Annotated in this window: 18 protein-coding genes; 5 read left to right on the forward strand and 13 right to left on the reverse strand. The window is 39.8% G+C overall.

Features of this window, described 5'->3' with window-relative positions; all coding sequences use genetic code 11:
* Positions 1-345: 345 nt before the first annotated feature.
* On the reverse strand, positions 346-3,423 hold the full coding sequence (dnaE, locus tag ACQKEV_RS10890; RefSeq protein WP_427445083.1) for a DNA polymerase III subunit alpha: 3,078 nt from the start codon (positions 3,421-3,423) through the stop codon (positions 346-348).
* 20 nt (positions 3,424-3,443) lie between these two features.
* Complete coding sequence (locus ACQKEV_RS10895; protein ID WP_427445081.1) at positions 3,444-4,379, reverse strand: DHH family phosphoesterase; 936 nt, start codon at positions 4,377-4,379, stop codon at positions 3,444-3,446.
* Positions 4,380-4,473: 94 nt separating this feature from the next.
* Between ACQKEV_RS10895 and ACQKEV_RS10900 the strand changes: the two genes are divergently transcribed.
* Positions 4,474-4,782, forward strand: a complete 309-nt coding sequence (locus tag ACQKEV_RS10900) for a YtpI family protein (protein WP_427445079.1) — start codon at positions 4,474-4,476, stop codon at positions 4,780-4,782.
* A gap of 35 nt (positions 4,783-4,817) precedes the next feature.
* On the opposite strand, the gene ACQKEV_RS10905 is transcribed toward ACQKEV_RS10900, so the two are convergent.
* Both ACQKEV_RS10905 and ACQKEV_RS10910 read right to left on the reverse strand, forming a co-directional pair.
* Positions 4,818-6,125: a DRTGG domain-containing protein gene (locus ACQKEV_RS10905; RefSeq protein ID WP_427445077.1), complete on the reverse strand. Its 1,308-nt coding sequence runs from the start codon at positions 6,123-6,125 to the stop codon at positions 4,818-4,820.
* A gap of 108 nt (positions 6,126-6,233) precedes the next feature.
* Positions 6,234-6,914, reverse strand: coding sequence for a metal-dependent hydrolase (locus ACQKEV_RS10910; protein WP_427445075.1), 681 nt, complete (start codon positions 6,912-6,914; stop codon positions 6,234-6,236).
* 106 nt (positions 6,915-7,020) lie between these two features.
* On the opposite strand from ACQKEV_RS10910, the gene ACQKEV_RS10915 reads away from it, so the two are divergent.
* Complete coding sequence (locus ACQKEV_RS10915; protein WP_427445073.1) at positions 7,021-8,118, forward strand: M24 family metallopeptidase; 1,098 nt, start codon at positions 7,021-7,023, stop codon at positions 8,116-8,118.
* A gap of 121 nt (positions 8,119-8,239) precedes the next feature.
* Here the strand turns inward: ACQKEV_RS10915 and ACQKEV_RS10920 are convergent, their stop codons facing one another.
* Both ACQKEV_RS10920 and ald read right to left on the reverse strand, forming a co-directional pair.
* The gene (locus ACQKEV_RS10920; protein ID WP_427445071.1) at positions 8,240-8,491 is read right to left on the reverse strand and encodes a hypothetical protein; all 252 of its coding nucleotides are present in this window, start codon (positions 8,489-8,491) and stop codon (positions 8,240-8,242) included.
* Between the two features lie 209 nt (positions 8,492-8,700).
* Positions 8,701-9,819, reverse strand: coding sequence for an alanine dehydrogenase (ald, locus tag ACQKEV_RS10925; protein ID WP_427445069.1), 1,119 nt, complete (start codon positions 9,817-9,819; stop codon positions 8,701-8,703).
* Positions 9,820-9,999: 180 nt separating this feature from the next.
* Between ald and ACQKEV_RS10930 the strand changes: the two genes are divergently transcribed.
* Positions 10,000-11,307: a purine-cytosine permease family protein gene (locus ACQKEV_RS10930; protein ID WP_427445067.1), complete on the forward strand. Its 1,308-nt coding sequence runs from the start codon at positions 10,000-10,002 to the stop codon at positions 11,305-11,307.
* 94 nt (positions 11,308-11,401) lie between these two features.
* A complete protein-coding gene (locus ACQKEV_RS10935; protein WP_427445065.1) occupies positions 11,402-11,851 on the forward strand; it encodes a universal stress protein in 450 nt (149 codons plus the stop codon).
* A 177-nt stretch (positions 11,852-12,028) separates the two neighbouring features.
* On the opposite strand, the gene ACQKEV_RS10940 is transcribed toward ACQKEV_RS10935, so the two are convergent.
* From ACQKEV_RS10940 to sppA, 6 genes are all read right to left on the reverse strand, one after another.
* Positions 12,029-12,178 carry a hypothetical protein gene (locus tag ACQKEV_RS10940; protein ID WP_093268153.1) on the reverse strand — a complete coding sequence of 50 codons (150 nt, stop codon included), beginning with the start codon at positions 12,176-12,178 and terminating at the stop codon, positions 12,029-12,031.
* Positions 12,179-12,551: 373 nt separating this feature from the next.
* The gene (locus tag ACQKEV_RS10945) at positions 12,552-13,751 is read right to left on the reverse strand and encodes an acetate kinase (RefSeq protein WP_427445063.1); all 1,200 of its coding nucleotides are present in this window, start codon (positions 13,749-13,751) and stop codon (positions 12,552-12,554) included.
* A 63-nt stretch (positions 13,752-13,814) separates the two neighbouring features.
* Complete coding sequence (locus ACQKEV_RS10950; protein ID WP_427445061.1) at positions 13,815-14,744, reverse strand: class I SAM-dependent methyltransferase; 930 nt, start codon at positions 14,742-14,744, stop codon at positions 13,815-13,817.
* A gap of 109 nt (positions 14,745-14,853) precedes the next feature.
* Positions 14,854-15,360: a thiol peroxidase gene (gene tpx, locus ACQKEV_RS10955; RefSeq protein WP_427445059.1), complete on the reverse strand. Its 507-nt coding sequence runs from the start codon at positions 15,358-15,360 to the stop codon at positions 14,854-14,856.
* 37 nt (positions 15,361-15,397) lie between these two features.
* Positions 15,398-15,991 carry an RDD family protein gene (locus ACQKEV_RS10960; protein ID WP_427445057.1) on the reverse strand — a complete coding sequence of 198 codons (594 nt, stop codon included), beginning with the start codon at positions 15,989-15,991 and terminating at the stop codon, positions 15,398-15,400.
* 13 nt (positions 15,992-16,004) lie between these two features.
* Positions 16,005-17,018 carry a signal peptide peptidase SppA gene (sppA, locus tag ACQKEV_RS10965; protein ID WP_427445054.1) on the reverse strand — a complete coding sequence of 338 codons (1,014 nt, stop codon included), beginning with the start codon at positions 17,016-17,018 and terminating at the stop codon, positions 16,005-16,007.
* Between the two features lie 108 nt (positions 17,019-17,126).
* Here sppA and ACQKEV_RS10970 point away from each other — a divergent pair, with 108 nt between their 5' ends.
* Positions 17,127-17,927, forward strand: coding sequence for an NAD kinase (locus ACQKEV_RS10970; RefSeq protein ID WP_427445051.1), 801 nt, complete (start codon positions 17,127-17,129; stop codon positions 17,925-17,927).
* A gap of 196 nt (positions 17,928-18,123) precedes the next feature.
* Here the strand turns inward: ACQKEV_RS10970 and rarD are convergent, their stop codons facing one another.
* Positions 18,124-19,038 carry an EamA family transporter RarD gene (gene rarD, locus ACQKEV_RS10975; RefSeq protein WP_427445046.1) on the reverse strand — a complete coding sequence of 305 codons (915 nt, stop codon included), beginning with the start codon at positions 19,036-19,038 and terminating at the stop codon, positions 18,124-18,126.
* Positions 19,039-19,141 lie beyond the last annotated feature (103 nt).

Below are 19,141 nucleotides of genomic sequence, written 5' to 3' on the forward strand. Positions count from 1 at the left end.
CTTCCAAATTTTTCAAAGTGGTCTGACCACTCAATGAACCTATCATACAAAAAATTTGACTGAGTTGCAATGGAAAATTCGAAAAAGAAAGACTGAAAACATCTGTTGCAGTAAGGACCTGTCATCAATAATAAAATGCGGGTCAATACCTGTTTTATCGACAAAAACGGACAGCTGCCCTTAACTAATTAGCTCTATTCTCGGTATTCCTTATAATGGCGGGTCTATTCGCGTTCGTGGAGGTTCTATTCGCGTAAGCAGAAGTTCTAATTGTTTAAACGAGAAATTTATATTACTTTCAGATCTACCAAAAACAACCCAACAAAAGGATTTGTTGGGTCGTCATTAAGACAGTGTCTTTATATTTTTGACAATGATTTGTGGCTTACCTTGTCGCCATTCAATCATGCCTTCGATTTTTATGACATGCTGTTCTTTAATTACCAGATTATGATGGGCATAGTCTTTCGGGAATATGGTACACGAAATATCAGAGGTCTCATCTTGTACGGTAATGAATGCCATCGATTCACCTTTTTTGGTACGAATTCTACGAATCTCTTCAATCATTCCGACAATGGCAATGGATTGACCAGTACGTGCGTAACGGATTTCCTGAATAGAAGAAACTTGCAGCTGCAACTCTTTCTTCAAACGTTCTACAGGGTGGTTAGACATGTATAACCCAAGTGTTTCCCGTTCAAATTGTAGTTTCAGCATGTCAGGCATGTCCGAGTTCTTCACGTACTTCGGCTTTCCGAAAGTCTTGATGTCCCCGTCAAATAGATCCTGCTCCGAATTTGGTCTGACGAGTTCTGCGTATTGAACGGCTGCATCAAGTGTCGCAAGCAATGTCGCACGGTCTTGACCAAAATCATCAAGAGCACCAGCTTTAATCAACGGTTCGATTTGCTTCCGAGAAAATTGTTCTGCCGACAGACTGGCTGCCAGTTCAAAAATATCCTGCCAAAGTGGATGAGAGTTCTTGCGTTTTACCAATAGTTCTCTTAAGAAAACATTGGAAACTCCTTTAACTGCCGATAAGCCAAACCGGATTGCACCATTTTCTACCCGGAATGTCAGTCCGCTTTTATGTATAGATGGTGGCAAGAGTTTAATGTTATGCTGTTTGACTTCCTGTATCAGGCGCATGATTTTTTCCTGATTCCCCATGGCAGCAGTCAATAATGAAGCGTAGAAGTACGCCGGATATTGAACTTTTAAGTAAGCCATCTGATAGGAAATCAAACTGTAGGCTACAGCATGGCTTTTCGGAAAACCATAGTCAGCAAATCTGACAATTAGATCATACACTTCATTTGCTTCTTGCTTGGTAAAATGATTTCTCTGTGCACGTTCTACAAAATGCTGGCGCTGCTCATCTAACACTTGTCGGTTTTTCTTGCTTACGGCACGTCTTAAAATATCCGATTCACCAAAAGTAAAACCAGCCATTCTTGAAGAAATTTGCATAATTTGTTCTTGGTAAACAATAACGCCGTAAGTTTCTTTCAAGATTGGCTCAAGCATTGGGTGGACATATGTTGTTTTCTCTTCCATATGTTTCCTGCGTTTATATGTAGGAATATTATCCATCGGACCGGGACGGTATAAGGCGTTGACTGCCACAATATCCAGGAAATGCGTAGGTCGGATATCACGAAGAGCTTGTCTCATTCCATCTGATTCCAATTGGAAAACCCCGGTTGTATCCCCCTGTTGAAGTAGTTTGAAAGTTCCTTCGTGACTTAAGGAGATTTTTTCGAAATCGAGCCACTTGCTCTGATCGAACCAAATCATTGTGCGTATTCTTTCCAGAATGGTCAAATTTCTTAAACCAAGAAAATCCATTTTAAGTAATCCGCTCTGTTCCACTTCTTTCATGGGCCACTGGGTTAAATAAATGCCGTCCTGTCCTTCTTCTATTGGCAGAAGCTCGACTAGGGGAACAGGTGATAAAACAACTCCTGCGGCATGGGTCGATGCATTTCTCGGCAACCCTTCCAACTCTTTGACAGTTTCGAACCACTTGTGATGTGCAGTATCCATCTCAATCCATTTTTTCAGGTTCTCAGAGCTGTTCACTGCTTCTTCAAATGAAATGCCAGGTTTATTCGGAAGTTGTTTGGATATCATCTCGAGAACAGAACTATCAAACCCAAAGACCCGAGCCACATCTCTGGCTGCTGCCTTTGCAGATAATGTACCAAAGGTGACAATTTGAGCTACATGGGTGGTGCCATATTTTTTTGCCACATACTGAATGACTTCTTGACGGCGATGGTCAGCAAAATCAATATCAATATCGGGCATCGTAATTCGTTCAGGATTTAAGAAACGTTCGAATAACAGACCATACTCCAGGGGATCAACATGAGTAATGTATAACGAATACGCGACAAGGGAGCTGGCAGAAGAGCCACGTCCGGGACCTGTCAGAATTTGATTGTTTTTCGCGTATTCCATAAAGTCAGCCACAATTAGAAAATAATCGGCATAACCCATTTGATTAATCACGTTTAGTTCCATCTCAAGTCGTTTTTTATATGGTTCATTGAATATCAATAACCGCTGTTGAAGTCCGGCGATACATTTTTCTCGCAAAACATCCTGCACCGAGACATTTTCCGGTACTGGAAATTTAGGCATATGGTATTGATCGGTGACAAGTTCAACATGACAACTCTCAAGAAGTCGTGATGTTTCCTCCGACCACTCCGGCTGGTCTGCAAACCATTCAATCCATTGTTCCCGAGTAGGCAAATAGTGATGCTCATGCTGAGGTTTAACCCTGTTATAATCGCTCAGCTTCACTCCGTTAGCAATAGCTTGAGCCACTTCATAGGCAAATGCATCTTTTGAAGATACATAGTTTGCCTGATGAGTTGCCATTAATGAAATTTGCCTTTCCCTGCAGTTTGCGACAAAGGCACTTTCGTCATCAGAAATGAACCCTCCTGCTCTTTCAACTCCACCAAACAACTCAGAACCCATAATTTCTTTTAAAGCATCCAAATTCGATTCAATGGTTTGCATTGTTTCAAGCTTGGCTAGTGGGACAACCACCATACAACCTTCTTTATAGGCACGTAACCATTTAATTGGGAGAGCGGACAGCCCTTTCACTTCCAGTGCACTACTGATTTTCAATAAGTTCTGGTACCCCAGGTTATTTTTCGCATATAGCTGGACCTCTACGAGAGTCTCGTCCAATAGTTCAATATGACAAGTTAAACCAATGACGGGATTCAAACCAGCTTTCCTGACAGCCTGATAAAACGGCAACACGCCGTATAAACGTCTATTTGTAAGGGCTACTGAAGTGGCCTGTTGATTTTGAAGGAAAGGAATCAATGCTTCTAAGCGAATCGTACTATTTAGTAAATCTGCTGAAGTCCCTACTTGTGGATACACTGGATTCATTGGTTCCTTCCCCCTCTTTCTTACTTACATAATGTGTTTAGTTTAGCGATGACTTCATCTGCATCATTCCAGTTATAGACGGAAGCTCCTGAAGCAAGTGGATGACCACCGCCACCATACTGTTTAGCCAGTTCATTGATCACTGGACCTTTTGAACGCAGTCTAACGCGTATTTGATCTTCTTCTTCAATAAATATAATCCACGCCTTGATGCCTTTTACATTGCCAAGCGAGCCGACCAATAACGACGTTTCGCTTGCAGTCACTCCGAATTCTTTCAACGTTTCAAGTGGTAATTTAACATAAGCAGCTCCATCTTCATTCATCACGAAATGCTGATAAATATGTCCTTGTAAATTCAATAAATTACGTTCTACTTCATACATTCCATTGAATAATTCGGTACGATCGAAATTGTATTTAATTAAATCGCCTGCTGTGTCAAAAGTCTTTTGACTAGTGCTTGAAAACATAAACCGTCCAGTATCTCCGACGATGCCTGCAAATAGAACCCGAGCACCAGCGTCAGACATTTGCCAATTTGCACTTGACTGGCCTTCTTCGAATAAGTCATAAATCATTTCACTGGCAGAACTGGCTTGTGTATTAACCCATAATAAGTCACCGTAAGCATCATCGTTCGGGTGATGGTCTATTTTGATTAAAAATGCGCCTGATTTGTATCGTTGATCGTCGATGCGTTCTGTATTTGCTGTATCCGTAACGATAATTAGCGCACCTTCAAATTGTGAGTCACTTACTTGATCAGGGTGAGCAAGGAAGCTTAACGTATCTTCATGTTCACCTGTTACGTAAACATTTTTGTCCGGATAACTTGCCTTTAAAATTTCTTTCAACCCAAATGAAGATCCATATGCATCGGGATCTGGTCGTACATGCCGATGGATAATGATTGTTTCGTAAGCAGATATTGTGTCTATGATTTGACGTTTCATGATTTTCCCTCCGACCTTTCGTGAATACCATTCGCAATTCTGTAAAAATGTCGATACAATAATGACAGTTTCATTTATTAACAGGAGGTTTACGATGATAAATGCTGTATTTATATTTCTAATTGTTATTTCTTTTGCGTTTTATTTCTATTTTAAAACGAAGCAATTTCGCAGTGAGTTACCAATTGCCAAGAAGTGGTATGCGAATCGCGCTTTAATGGCACTTGGCAGTTTGTTATTTTTCTTCGGACTTAACCAATTATTTTTATTCCCGACTACCTTAACGTATGTGATCTCCGGGCTGTTTATCGTTATTGGATTGTTTACCGTGATTAATTATTACCGGGTCGCTAAACACTATGGTCAATTCGTTGAAGAAGAATTCAATCTGAACAAAAAGTGATGCTTACTAGCATCACTTTTTTCATGGGAATAATCTTATCTCTCTAGCAATTGGAACATCATCATCGCTTTCCCAACTAGAAGAGTACCATGGAAGACGTCAAACTCCATCTTTACAAACTTCCGGCTCATATCTAATATGCGGGGACGTACGGTCAATACACTATCCATTTGAACAGGTTTTATGAAGTAGATCGTCATATTCTCAGCAACACTATCTCCACGTTTTCTATTTTTTAACGCGTAATTACCCGCTTCAGCCAACAACGTAGTAAATGCCCCATAAGATATTGCCCCAAATTGGTTCGTCATTTGAGGGGTCACCGTAAACTCGACGGCTAGTTCATCTTCTTGCAGGACTTTCATTTGATTTTTCACAATATCATCGATTGTTTCGCCATGTTGCGGCTGCCTTTGTGCTAGTTGCAAGGCTTTCAATACATCCTGGCGACTGATGACGCCTTCAAGAATGCCGGCATCATTGACTACAGGCATTAAATCGATACCCTCCCAGATCATCCGATGTCCGGCAGTAGCTACACTCGTTTTCATCGTGACTGTAATTGGATTTTTAGTCATGACTTTTTCGATTGATTCGCCATGATTCTTCCCGATTACATCCCTCGCAGTAACGATTCCAACAATCTTTTGGTTTGCATCTACTACGGGGAAGCCACCATGCTTGGTTTGCGCATTTTTGTCATGATAAGCCTTCACATTCTCACTTACACGTAAGAAATCGGTTTCCTGGTAAGGGACGTAAATATCTTCAATGAATAAAATTTCTTTTTTGATTAATTGATCATAGATGGCACGATTAATCATCGTGGCCACTGTAAATGTGTCATAACTTGTCGAGATAATCGGCAACTCGAATTCATCCGCCACTTTTTTCAAAGACTCCGATGCCTCAAACCCACCAGTAATCAAGACGGCCGCTCCAGCTTTCAATGCAGTGAAATGCGCCTTCGCACGGTTTCCGACGATCAACAAACTACCTGCATCGGTGTAACGCATCATGTCTTCTAATTGCATTGCCCCAATTACAAACTTGGTTAGCGTTTTATGTAGTCCACTTTTGCCACCCAATACTTGACCATCCACAATGTTTACAACTTCTGCAAAAGTCAGACGTTCGATATTTTCTTTCTTTTTCTTTTCAATACGAATCGTTCCAACCCGTTCAATCGTGCTGACATAACGCTGGGTTTCAGCCTCTTTAATTGCCCTGTAGGCAGTGCCTTCACTCACTTGCAGTTCTTTCGCTATCCGACGGACGGAGATTTTGTCTCCAACGGGTAAAGACTCAATATATTGTAATATTTGTTCGTGTTTTGTAGCCATGTATTCACCTATTCCCCAAACAATCGTTCTGTTATTAGTGTATCACAAAGCCGCTCTTTTAATTAAATAAAAAAACACGGAAAGTCAGTGACTTCCGTGTTTTGGTCATTACAATTCCACTCCGTCGCCCGCGTTAAGGACATGAACCTTTGCACCTTCAACTGCAGCTTTGAAATCTAGAGGATTTTGTTGAATTGGAGGAAACGTATTGTAGTGTATCGGAACCACGGCTTTTGGTTTCAATAACTCAACCGCATAGGCAGCATCCTCAATACCCATAGTGAAGTTATCTCCAATTGGTAAAAATGCCAAATCAATGGGGTGTCTTTCACCGATTAATTTCATATCTCCAAATAATGCAGTATCACCTGCATGGTAAACTGTTTTTCCTTCAGCCATAAACAAAATTCCTGCTGGCATCCCGGTATAAATTATTTCATTCTTTTCCGTTACATAGGAAGATCCGTGGAAAGCCTGCGTGAATTTCACTTTTCCAAAATCGAATTGATATGCTCCGCCAATATGCATTCCATGTGTTTTTACCCCTTGCCACGACAAATACTCTGCAAGCTCAAATGGTGCAATGACTAAGGTGTCATTCGCTTGTGTGAGAGCAATCGTGTCTCCTACATGATCGTTATGTCCGTGCGTTAGTAATATGACATCTGGCTTTTCATTTTCTGCAACTAAATCAGTCAAGTCGTTCCCTGTAATAAATGGGTCAATCAATATCGTATAATCACCCGTTTTGATTTTGACAACTGAATGCCCGTGAAAAGATACATACATATTCTTGAACCTCCTATATTTGTTATTTGATAAGTATACGATATAAATGTCGAATCTCCTGTTTTTTGATATGCTAAGAGAGAGAAAGTTATAAAGGAGTGCTTATATGAGCAAAATCAATCAAATCTCTTCGTATTTAAAACAACAAAATATAGAAGCTGCGTTTATCACGACACCTGACAATGTATTTTACGTATCCGGTTTCCGCAGCAATCCCCATGAACGGTTATTAGGTGTTGTGGTATTCCAGGATGCTGAACCATTGATGATTTGTCCGAAAATGGAAGTTCCAGATGCACAAGCTGCCGGCTGGTCATTTGAAGTTGTAGGACATCAGGATACGGACAATCCATGGCAGTTATTAAAAGAAGCGATTGAAAAGAAATCGACTGTTTCTCGACTTGCCATTGAAAAGTCCCATATGACAGTTGAACGATTGGAAGCCCTTCAAGAGTTGTTCCCTGATGCTACATTTGATCGCTTGGACGACCAATTAAATGCGATGCGTGTAGTGAAAGACGAACAGGAACTAGAAATTCTTCGTCAAGCAGCCGCTTATGCGGATTATGCAATCGAAGTAGGTGTCAGTGAAATCGCTGAAGGCAAGACCGAGCTTGAAGTTCTGACAGCAATCGAACTTGCTTTGAAGAAAAAAGGAATTTCCCATATGTCATTTGATACGATGGTATTAAGTGGCCCTAAAACGGCATCCCCTCATGGAAAGCCAGGCGACCGAAAAATCCAAAAAGGTGATTTCGTCTTATTCGACTTAGGAGTAATCTACAAAGGATACTGCTCGGATATTACGCGTACAGTCTCGTTTGGCGAGCCAACTGAAGCTCAAAAAGACGTATATGAAACCGTAAGAAAAGCAGAGCAGGATGCCGTCGATGCTGTAAAACCAGGTGTACGTGCGATGGATCTGGATAAAATTGCACGTGATGTGATTACGGAAGCGGGATATGGTGAATTCTTCACCCATCGTCTTGGTCATGGTCTCGGTATTTCCGTACATGAATTCCCTTCAGTAACAGGGAACAATGAAATGGAATTGATCGAAGGCATGGTCTTTACAATCGAACCTGGGATTTATGATCCGAATATTACAGGTGTTCGTATTGAAGACGATGTAGTTGTCACAAAAGACGGTGTCGAAGTCTTAACGAAGTACCCGAAAGAATTAGTTATTATTCCAACTGCATAATGCTGATGGAAACGAACTTTAAAAGACCTGTATCGCAATGAATGCGATACAGGTCTTTTTCATTAATAGCTTAAATCATACAGTCTAACTTTTTAGGTTCACTTCAAGTTAAGGAGTCTTCTTAAACATTAATATCTGGTAAAGGAGGTGTAGGTGTCCATGAAACAATAGCAAGGGCAATCAGAGATATTGTCATAATGATCATAGCAACTACGCTTCCAATTCTAATGAACTTAATTTGAATCGCTGATAATTCAGGAGTTTCTTTGTATCTCCAACGATCCAAAAATAAAAAGCTTTCTACCGGTTTAAACAGACTCCAAATGCAATAACCATATACCGGAATTAATAATATTATAATAATAAATAACAATAAATCACCTCCGATTAACTATAAATACTTATACGTTTCATCTTATTTTAAGATTCATTTTTGTTCAATGGAGTGGAGGCGTAGAAAACATATGTACTACGGTTACTCGTCGCAAAGGAAATCAACATTTTAATCACTTTTATATTGTTTGTTTACAGAATAAGACCCTTTCCACTTTAGCCGTGGAAAGGGTCTTATTCTTTACTTAATTATTTAGTTAAAAGTTGTTCAACTGCAACGTATGGAAGTCCTTGTGCATCAGCAACTGCTTGATATGTTACATGTCCTTCAAGAGTGTTGATACCTTTTAGAAGTGCACTGTTGTCTAAACTAGCTTGTGCATAGCCTTTATTCGCAATTTGAACAGCATAAGGAACTGTTACGTTCGTCAAAGCCATTGTCGATGTACGTGGAACTGCACCCGGCATATTCGCAACTGCGTAATGAACAACACCATGTTTTTCATAAGTTGGTTGGTCATGCGTTGTAATACGGTCAGAACTTTCAAAAATTCCACCTTGGTCTATTGCGATGTCGACAACAACAGAACCTGGTTTCATTGATTTAATCATTTCTTCTGTTACAAGTTTCGGCGCCTTAGCTCCTGGAATTAATACTGCACCAATTACAAGATCAGAATCTTTTACTGATTCAGCAATGTTGAATGGATTTGAGATTAATGTCTGTACATCACGACCGAATAAATCTTCCAATTGGCGAAGACGATCTGGACTTAAATCGATGATTGTTACATCTGCCCCCATACCGATTGCAACACGTGCAGCATTTGTTCCTGCAATACCGCCACCGATGATTGTAACTTTACCACGAGCTACACCTGGTACGCCGCCTAGTAAGATCCCCATACCACCATGGATTTTCTCCAAGAATTGAGCACCAATTTGAGTAGACATGCGACCAGCTACTTCACTCATCGGTGTTAACAATGGCAATGAGTTGTTAGGAAGTTGAACTGTTTCGTATGCAATTCCAACTACTTTATTAGCGACCAAAGCTTGAGTCAATTCTGGTTCAGGTGCTAAATGTAAGTAAGTGAACAAGATCAACCCTTCACGGAAGTAACCGTATTCAGAAGCAATCGGTTCTTTAACTTTCATGACCATTTCTTGAGACCATGCTTCTGCTGCCGTAGCTACAATAGTTGCTCCTGCATCTGCGTATGCTTCGTCTGTGAATCCTGAACCAAGTCCAGCTCCAGCTTCAATAAATACTTCATGTCCGAAAACAGATAAGTTAACAACACCTGCTGGCGTCATAGCTACACGATTTTCATTATTTTTTATTTCTGTTGGCACTCCAATTCTCATTGAAAAACCCTCCTGTGTCATTTATGTAAAATGAATAATGTAATAAGTCGAATGAATCGACATTTTTAAAATTGTTGAAAGCAAATCCATTCTATCAGATATAATTGAAATTGGCTTTAAAAATATTTTGTAATCATACTATTAGATTAATCTGATAATTGGAAGATGGTGTAAATACATATGGCACGAACGAATACTGTCAATTTCGAACAATATGGACTTGAAGCAGTCCCCTCTTCCCTCAAAATGTCGACTTGGAAAGAGTACGCAATCATCACTTTTGCTTTTTCCGTCAATGCAGGGAATTTTCTTGTTCCTGCACTGGCAGTTACACAAGGAAATCTTCCATGGTTGGCTGCGTTTCTCGCCGTTTGGATTGGTGCTTTATTTGCTTTCCTTTGTGTATCTGCTTTATCGATCCCAGGGGCTCTTTACGGTCTTCCTGGACAATACATATTGCGCACGTTTGTTGGATCTTGGCTTGCAACAAAAATTGCTTCTCCTATACGTGTCCTCACTTCATTATATTGGTTCAGTGTTCAAACCATCGGGGGAACTTTCATTTTACAAGCCGCGATATCGAATTTTGTGGATATCCATATTCCATTTGTCGTACTGGCTAGTTTGACTGCTAGCTTAATGGCTTATTTAGCCCTTGTTGGATACGATGCTGTAAAAAAAGTGACACGGATGTTTCTTCCCTTATTATTAGTCGGTCAAGGTCTCATGCTTTTTGTCATTTTCAAGGAAATGTCCGTTGTAAACGTAATAGGTACTGCGCAATCCACTATGAATTGGGGAGTATTCTTCTTTTATATGAGTCTGGCCTTTGTGCAATTTGTTTCGGGTGTCAGCGCTTCAAGTGATATGACACGCTATGCCAAAACTGCTCGCCAAGGGTTTATCGGTATGTTTGTTGGAAACACCGCAGGTTATTTTATGACGGCTCTAATCGGAACATTGGTCGCTGCTTATTTCCACTCCACTAATCCGTTCGTTACACTTAGTGATCAAGCGCCGAGTTTTTATGTAGGACTTTTCATCACTTTTAGCGGTTTGCTCGCCATGATTTCCATCAATATTGGTAATGCTTATACCGGGGGCTTCAGCCTTCTTAATACGTGGCCTTCGCTTGGAAGAATTAAAAGTGCATTATTATTTGGAGGTACTGGCGTTTTTCTGAGTTGCTTCCCTCGTCTTTCTGCAGAAGCTGCAGCTATTATTTCACTTTTAGGAGCGGGAATCGTCCCTTTATCAGCCATTATTGTCATCGATTATTTATGGTTTAAAAGAGGCATCATATCAGAGGAAGAATTGATACGGGTCGTCAGTGGCTCTTACAAAATAAACTTAGCAGTTATTATTACTTTTGTAACGATGAGCATAGCTTACTTGATCATTCCAAAAGAACTTTCTCCTGGCATGTTGGTTTTTATTGTCAGTTCTATTATCTATCTCATACTTAAAAAAACGCTTGTAACCAAATAGACAATTATGGCAACAATCTTTAATAATAAGGAGGAATTCTTGTTCCTTTACAGAACTATATTAATTAAGAGACAAATTTGTAGGAGGAATTGACATGACACTTTCATACAATCACATCTTAGTTGCAGTGGATGGTTCCAAAGAAGCGGCATGGGCTTTCAAAAAATCAATTGGAGTAGCAAAACGCAATGATGCGACCTTGAATTTAGTAAATGTTATTGATACACGCTCATTTGCTGCCATTGAAGCATATGACCGATCAATTGCTGACCGTGCGCAATCATTCGCGGAAGAATTGCTAGGCAACTATAAGAAGGAAGCGGAAGCGGCTGGTGTGACAAAAGTAAATGTGTTTGTGGATTACGGTTCCCCTAAAACATTAATCGCAAGAGAAGTTGCAGCCAAAGTTAAAGCAGATTTGATTATTTGCGGAGCGACAGGCTTGAGCACAGTTGAGCGATTCCTAATCGGTAGCGTATCAGGACATATCGTACGTGCAGCGAAGTGTGACGTACTCGTCGTTCGTACTGAAGAACATGAATAATTAATAAAACCCAAAGGCTCTTTGCAGGAGTCTTTGGGTTTTTGTATTATTGATTTGAGATTGTGAAAAATTTATCAATCAAAATGAGCAGTTTATCAATCAGAATCGAACATTTATCGATCATCCTTAGGATTTATCGCTCAAACTTCAACATTTATCAATATGTTTTCATTCATATTATTTATCTGTTTGTTTTTGCTTTTTTTTCAAATACTCCGCACGTATTTTTTCAAGTTGCTGCTTTTTATCAAATTTGGCAGGCTTGTGTTTTTCATGATACTTTGCCACAGCCATCTGACCTTTGGTATCCAATTGATATTTCCCCACTTTGTTCACCTACTTTTCTTGTCTTTAAAGAGAATCTATTCAACAAATATAATATACCTTATTTTACTGAAGTAAACCTTTTTACTTTATTAGTGTACTGACTAACCGTGCATATATCAGTAAAAACTTAGTAAAATATTCATAGCCAAATGGTATTCATTATACCTATCTTTACGACCTTAAATTTGCTGATTCATTTTAAAGTCATCAATCAAGTCGCTAATTTTAACTAACTTTCGTGGAGCCATAAAAATAACCTTCCTTCACGTTGGATTAGAACATGAAGAAAGGTCAATATCAGCGTAGTTTAAATAAAATTTCGGTTATGGTTTCACATCGAAGTCAAAGGTAACGACTTTTTCAGTTTAGTGTATCAAAAACCTTGTAATCCAGATAATCTCACCGTATCCCTCGCAATCATCACTTCTTCGTTCGTAGGGATGACGATGACTTTAACCGGAGAATGCGGGAAGCTGATAAATGCTTCTTTTCCACGTATTTTATTTAGATCCGGGTCCATGTAAACGCCCATGAACTGAAGACCTGCCAATACTTTTGCACGAATAATATCGCTGTTTTCTCCGATACCTACCGTGAAAATGATAGCGTCTACTCCGTTCATCCGCGCTGCGTATGACCCAATATATTTATGGATTCGATTTGCAAACACATCGAGTGCCAATTGAGCACGTGGGTTGTTTTTTGACGCTTCGACTTCAATGTCACGCAAATCACTTGAGAATCCTGATACCCCTAGCATCCCGGATTTCTTATTCAAGATATCTAGTACTTCCTCTGCGGATTTTTCAGTCTTTTCCATCAAGAATGGAATAAGTGCCGGATCCAGATTCCCTGAACGTGTCCCCATCGTGACGCCAGCTAAAGGCGTGAACCCCATGGAAGTATCGATTGAACGTCCTCCATCAATAGCTGCAATACTTGCCCCGTTACCAAGATGGCACGAGATCAGACGAATCGATTCTACTGGACGGTTTAATAATTCGGCCGCTCGTCCGGTTACATATTTGTGTGAAGTGCCGTGGAAGCCATATTTCCGGATACCATACTTCTTGTAGTAGTCATATGGAATGGAATATAAAAAAGAACTTTCCGGCATGGTTTGATGAAATGCCGTATCAAACACAGCGACTGCCGGTACGTGCGGCAAAGCTTTTTTGAATTCAATGATTCCTGTGATATTAGCTGGATTATGGAGCGGTGCCAAGTCGGATAGTTTTTCGAAAGCTGCAATTGCTTCATCATCGATTAACACTGAATCGCTAAATTCCTCACCACCATGGACTAAGCGATGTCCGATTCCATCTAAATCTTGTAGGGATGTCACTGCCTGTTGTTCCACCAGATGATGCAGAAGTAATTGAACTGCGTCCTCATGGTTTGTAATTTTTTCGATCAATTCTACTTTTTTTCCATTCGTCGTCATTGAAAAGATCGGTTCTTTTAACCCGATACGCTCGATTAACCCTTTAGCTACAACATGTTCTTGAGGCATCTGAAGCAATTGAAATTTTAACGATGAGCTTCCTGCATTGATTGCCAATATATTAATCATAAAAAAACGCCCCTTTTCCACTTATACAGTCATTGTACAGGTGAAAAATGAGGCGAACAACTCTCAGTTCGTATTTTCTTGGCGCCATATTTTAACTTTTTCAAAGAACAAAGCCATGGCTTCCTTATTTGACATATTTGGAACTTTTGCAAGTAACACTTCTTTAGGTTGTTTCAATTCAGGTGATTTCTTTTGAAGCACTAATAAACTCTTCGCATGAGCTTCATTTTTAAATAAATTCACGGGTAATTGCACAACCGCTTGAATCCAAGCATGGTTGGCAAAGTAAGCGTGTAACTCCTTCGCTTGAGGTGATTCAAAAATCCCTTGAGGAACTAGGAACACCAAGTGTCCCCCATCCACTGTATGACGAATGGATTGCTCAATCATCAAATGATGCGCGAAAGACATGCCTTCTTTTGCTTTTAATTCATAACCAGCAGCGGTTTTATCATCTGGATAAAAACCTACCGGCAAATCACTAATAACAACATCTGCAGGGTCAATTAGTAAAGGTTGCAAAGCATCCTGACGATATAAAGTTACAGGTTGTTGCAACAAATCACCAGTTGAAGCTGCTAGTCGGATCAACATATCATCAATTTCAACCGCTGTTGCTGTTGCTTTATCTTCTAAGAAGTTTAATACGGTAAACAATAAATTTCCCGTACCTGCTGCAGGATCCAAAATGGATATTTGCTGTTTGTCTTTCGTCAGTTGATCCACGAAATAACCAACAAGCAGACCAAGTGAATCTGGGGTCATCTGGTGATGCGCCTGTACATGTTCTTTCATACCTTTTAAAATAGCAAGTTGTATAGATTTTCGGATATCTTCCTTTTGGAGGTTCTGGATATTCGGTTCAACATCGCCATCCAACCACATCTCTGTCGTTTCCAAAACACCCTCGATATAGGTCAAGTCTTCCGCGCTTTGCATTTTTTTTGCATGGTTATCGATAAATGTAAATAATTGTTCCATCGAACTGTTCATAAAGTTCTCCTTTTAAACAAACATTTCCTGCACTTGCTAAAGCACAGGATTATCAGATTTCTTTTGTGCAAGGGGAAACCCACTCCAAAATCGAGTGGGTTTCTGAATTTTACTTTTGTGCTGCTTTTACAGCTGAGATTGCTTGTTCATAATCAGGATGTTCTGTAGCTTCAGAAACATACTCTACATAAGTAACTTTGTCACTGCTGTCCACTACAAAAATGGCACGAGCAAGCAATCTTAATTCTTTGATTGCTACTCCGTATGCTTCACCGAATGATAAATCGCGGTGATCTGAAAGTGTTTGTACTGAATCGATTCCAGCAGCTGCACACCAGCGTTTTTGAGCGAATGGTAAATCATTCGATATCGTTAAAATGACTACGTCTTCACCTAGTTCAGCAGCACTTTCGTTGAATTTACGAGTTTGTGCATCACATGTACCTGTATCCAATGATGGAACCACACTGATCAATCTTGTTTTTCCTTTTGAGTTCTCTAATGTAACCGGGCTAAGATCATTAGCTAATACTGTGAAATTTGGCGCCGTGTCACCTACTGTTACTTCTTTGCCAAGTAATGTTACTGGGTTTTGCTTAAATGTAATTTGTGCCATGATAACGCCTTCCTTTCCTTCATCTTCCTACATCTTACTAGAATGCTTTTGGCTGATGCAACTGACTTGATTCGGAAACTGGCTGATAAGTCGTGATAATCTTCTTTTCATACGTTTGTTCATGGATCACCATTGTATCAGCAATGAAGTCATGCAACCCTTGTTTTTTTGGTGTAAAGCCGATTACCCAATACAAAGGCAAGATCGTTGCCGAGAAAAAGCGGCCAATCCACTCCCTGAATAGAATCGTACTTAAAGACATTGAATCCTCTTTCAATCCGATGACGCGTAATCCAAAAACCATTTTGCCTACCGTTTGTTTGAAGAACTTCGTCATAAGTACGAAATATAAATAGAAAATGAAGCCTGTAATAAATCCAATCGGTGCATACCAAGTTGTCCCTTGTAAGTCCCATCCGAAAATACGAAATAATGGATAGATGACAATTGAAGTAATAGAAGAAATGACAAGTAAATCTAATAAATATGCCCAGAAACGTACCCAGAACCCTGCTGGTTTTAAGACATACTGTTCATTATTGAGAGCTGTATAATTTGGTTTCGGTGCCACTGGAGCAGCTACTTTTCCGATAGGAGTTTCTTGTTCATTTAGATCTTGGCGATCAGTCATTTACTGTTCCTCCTCACTTCTCACCGTATAAATACATCATACGAGGGGCGTTATAATCTGAAAGTAAACGACCAACCAATTGCGTTTCCACGTCTCCACCCATTAATGATTGTGCTTTCATGGAAAATAGGCTGGTGAAGCCTGAAGGATATTCATATTGCATGACTTCTGCATTCTCTAAATCAAAGTCTTTACGAACAGCTGCAATTACATCTTCCAGATATCCATAATCGTCTGCAAGACCAGCTTCGATCGCTTGACGCCCATTCATAATGCGCCCATCCGCCACTTTTTTCACTTCCGCTTCCGTCATACCACGGCCTTCTTCGATAATATCTACAAATGACTCATACGATTCATTAATCATGTCCTGTAACATCGCACGCTCATCTTCAGTCATTTCACGAGTTGGACTCATGATATCTTTATACGGTCCTGTTTTGATAGTTACGAAATCAACACCATATTTTTCAGCGAGTTTTCCGTAGTTAACACTCTCCATAATTACCCCGATGGAACCTGTCAGTGTTTCTTTGTTCAAGAAAATTTTCTCTGCAGGTGCTGCGATATAATATCCGCCAGATGCTGCCATACTGCCCATCGACACATAAAATGGCACGCCAACTTCTTCTTGTACTTCTTTTATCTTATCGTAAATTTGTGCAGACTCGACAACACCGCCACCTGGTGAGTTTACTTGCAAAACCACAGCTTTGATTGAATCGTCTTCTTTAATCATTTCGAGTTGATCCATAAAAAACTGGTGATCGTAACCGACCGCTCCAAATAGTGAAGTTGCGCCGCCTGTATCCTGGATTACGCCGTCCACTGTCAATACAGCGATACGTTCAGACAGATCGCCTGCTTCCAATACGCTTTCGGTATATTCACTTTCTGGCACAGCCAGCATGTTTTCAAAATTAGATGTCCAATCATTACTAAAAGCAAATGACGCAATATTAACGATGATAGACAAGCCGAATAATAGTACAGAAGCACCTAAAGCAATCCAACGTTTTGCATTCAATTCAATGATCCCCCTTTTTCTACTCTTAACGTAATACGAATAAAATGTCGAAATGTTTCAGAACATGCTAAAATAACGACAAGTATCCACGGAAAGGTCGTGACAGTATTGTCCGAACGTACACACATATTTATTTACTCCAAACATGATGAAAACTCCTTACAAAAAAAATCAATTCTGACAGAAATGATTTTGAAACATGGATTTAATACGGTAGATCATGCAGATAACGCAAATATCATTGTCAGCTTGGGTGGAGATGGTTCTTTCCTTCAAGCCGTCCGCAAAACCGGTTTCCGTCAAGATTGTCTTTATGCAGGGATCTCTACTACTGGTTCGCTGGGTATGTATTGTGATTTTCATTTCCACGACATGGAGACAGTGATTCAGGCAGTTCAACATGCAGAAATTGAAGTACGTCGTTACCCTATTTTACAAGTTATAGTGGATGACAATCCACCTTTTTATTGCTTGAATGAATTTAGTATCCGTTCCAATATAATCAAGACATTTGTTCTTGATGTCGAGATTGATGGATTACATTTCGAAACATTCCGTGGTGATGGCATGATCATTGCAACACCTACAGGTAGCACAGCTTATAATAAGTCTGTTAATGGAGCAGTGGTAGACCCTCTCCTCCCTTGTTTCCAAGTCTCTGAACTTGCATCTGTGAACAGTAATAAATACCGTACACTCGGCTCTTCATTCATTTTAAGCGGTCAACGTCAATTAACATTACGCTTGCAGCAAGACGGCAATGACTTCCCGACCATGGGCATGGACAATGAATCATTAAGTATTCAACATGTGGAATCAGTTAAGATTGAATTAAGTGACCGTATCGTAAAGACCGTCAAGCTAAAAAACAATTCCTTCTGGGAAAAAGTGAAACGTACGTATCTATGATTTGTAAAAGCGCATTAAAAAAGGTGAATGGACATAAATTGGTCGTAACTGGACATAAATTGGTCGCGATTGGACGGAAACTAACTCTGACTGGTCAAAAACTCATGACGAGTGGACAGAAACCTCTAATAACTGGACAAAACAAAAAATTGATGCCATGAAAAAAGCAGACGAGATTCCCCATCTCGCCTGCTTTTTATATTTTAGCCAATTTAATTTTTCTAGCTCTTGCTTCCATTACCTTCGATACAGTAAAGAGAACCAACGCGAGCCAGATTAGGGAAAATGACAGTAAATCAATGGCATTGAATGTTTCTCCATAAATAATGACTCCAAGAAACAACATACAAGTCGGTGCAATGTATTGTAAAAAGCCGATCATGTATAAAGGAATTTGTTGAGCTCCTTTTGCGAATAGCACTAAAGGTACTGCAGTTGCGGCACCAGTAAGAATCAACAATAAATCCGTTTGGAATGAATCATGAAAAAGGACAGCCTGATCAGTAAGAAATAAATAAAGGTAATAAATAAAAGCGAATGGCACAATAAACATGGTTTCGATTGTCAGCCCGCGAACAGCATCTAACGGGATTGTTTTTTTCATCAAGCCGTATATGGCGAAACTGATTGCCAAAGTAAAAGCAAGCCATGGGAAACGTCCATAGGAAATGGTCAGGATCAGTACACCAATCGAAGCAATAACAAAGGCAAGTTTTTGCGCTGTCGTCAAACGTTCCTTCAAGAAAATAATCCCGAGTAAAACCGAAATCAATGGATTAATATAGTAACCTAAACTCGTTTCTACAAGATGGTTACTGTTAACGGCCCAAATATATAAAAACCAGTTTCCTGAGATTAGTGCAGAAGCAAGAAACAGGCTCCAAAAGGCTTTCTGATTCAGCCACAATGTTTTTAAGTCTTCGATCAGCAGTCTACTGTTTCTCATTATTACAACGAATAGCAATGTAAATATAAATGCCCAAAGGACACGGCTTGTTAAGATTTCATCACTCGGCACATGGTTCAGCCACTTCCAATAGATTGGGAGAACTCCCCAAACGAGATACGCACCGATCGCCCAAATGACACCTTGACGTTCATTCTCTAACATAGCTTCACCTCATTAGTTTGACTCTCGAAATATATCTCATTATAGAATCCTTTTGAGGGAAAGTAAACGACAAAAAACTATTCTTATAAACCTTTTTAGTAAA

Origin of the sequence: Paenisporosarcina sp. NPDC076907, from assembly GCF_050269735.1 — a bacterium.
GTDB lineage: Bacteria > Bacillota > Bacilli > Bacillales_A > Planococcaceae > Paenisporosarcina.

Bases quoted from the DNA above. Each gene is read 5' to 3' on its own strand.
- ACQKEV_RS10950 (WP_427445061.1), bottom strand. From the start codon at position 14,744: ATGAACAGTTCGATGGAACAATTATTTACATTTATCGATAACCATGCA.
- dnaE (WP_427445083.1), bottom strand. From the start codon at position 3,423: ATGAATCCAGTGTATCCACAAGTAGGGACTTCAGCAGATTTACTAAAT.
- ACQKEV_RS10915 (WP_427445073.1), top strand. From the start codon at position 7,021: ATGAGCAAAATCAATCAAATCTCTTCGTATTTAAAACAACAAAATATA.
- ACQKEV_RS10930 (WP_427445067.1), top strand. From the start codon at position 10,000: ATGGCACGAACGAATACTGTCAATTTCGAACAATATGGACTTGAAGCA.
- tpx (WP_427445059.1), bottom strand. From the start codon at position 15,360: ATGGCACAAATTACATTTAAGCAAAACCCAGTAACATTACTTGGCAAA.
- ACQKEV_RS10910 (WP_427445075.1), bottom strand. From the start codon at position 6,914: ATGTATGTATCTTTTCACGGGCATTCAGTTGTCAAAATCAAAACGGGT.
- ACQKEV_RS10905 (WP_427445077.1), bottom strand. From the start codon at position 6,125: ATGGCTACAAAACACGAACAAATATTACAATATATTGAGTCTTTACCC.
- ACQKEV_RS10935 (WP_427445065.1), top strand. From the start codon at position 11,402: ATGACACTTTCATACAATCACATCTTAGTTGCAGTGGATGGTTCCAAA.
- ACQKEV_RS10900 (WP_427445079.1), top strand. From the start codon at position 4,474: ATGATAAATGCTGTATTTATATTTCTAATTGTTATTTCTTTTGCGTTT.
- rarD (WP_427445046.1), bottom strand. From the start codon at position 19,038: ATGTTAGAGAATGAACGTCAAGGTGTCATTTGGGCGATCGGTGCGTAT.
- ACQKEV_RS10960 (WP_427445057.1), bottom strand. From the start codon at position 15,991: ATGACTGATCGCCAAGATCTAAATGAACAAGAAACTCCTATCGGAAAA.
- ACQKEV_RS10895 (WP_427445081.1), bottom strand. From the start codon at position 4,379: ATGAAACGTCAAATCATAGACACAATATCTGCTTACGAAACAATCATT.
- ald (WP_427445069.1), bottom strand. From the start codon at position 9,819: ATGAGAATTGGAGTGCCAACAGAAATAAAAAATAATGAAAATCGTGTA.
- ACQKEV_RS10945 (WP_427445063.1), bottom strand. From the start codon at position 13,751: ATGATTAATATATTGGCAATCAATGCAGGAAGCTCATCGTTAAAATTT.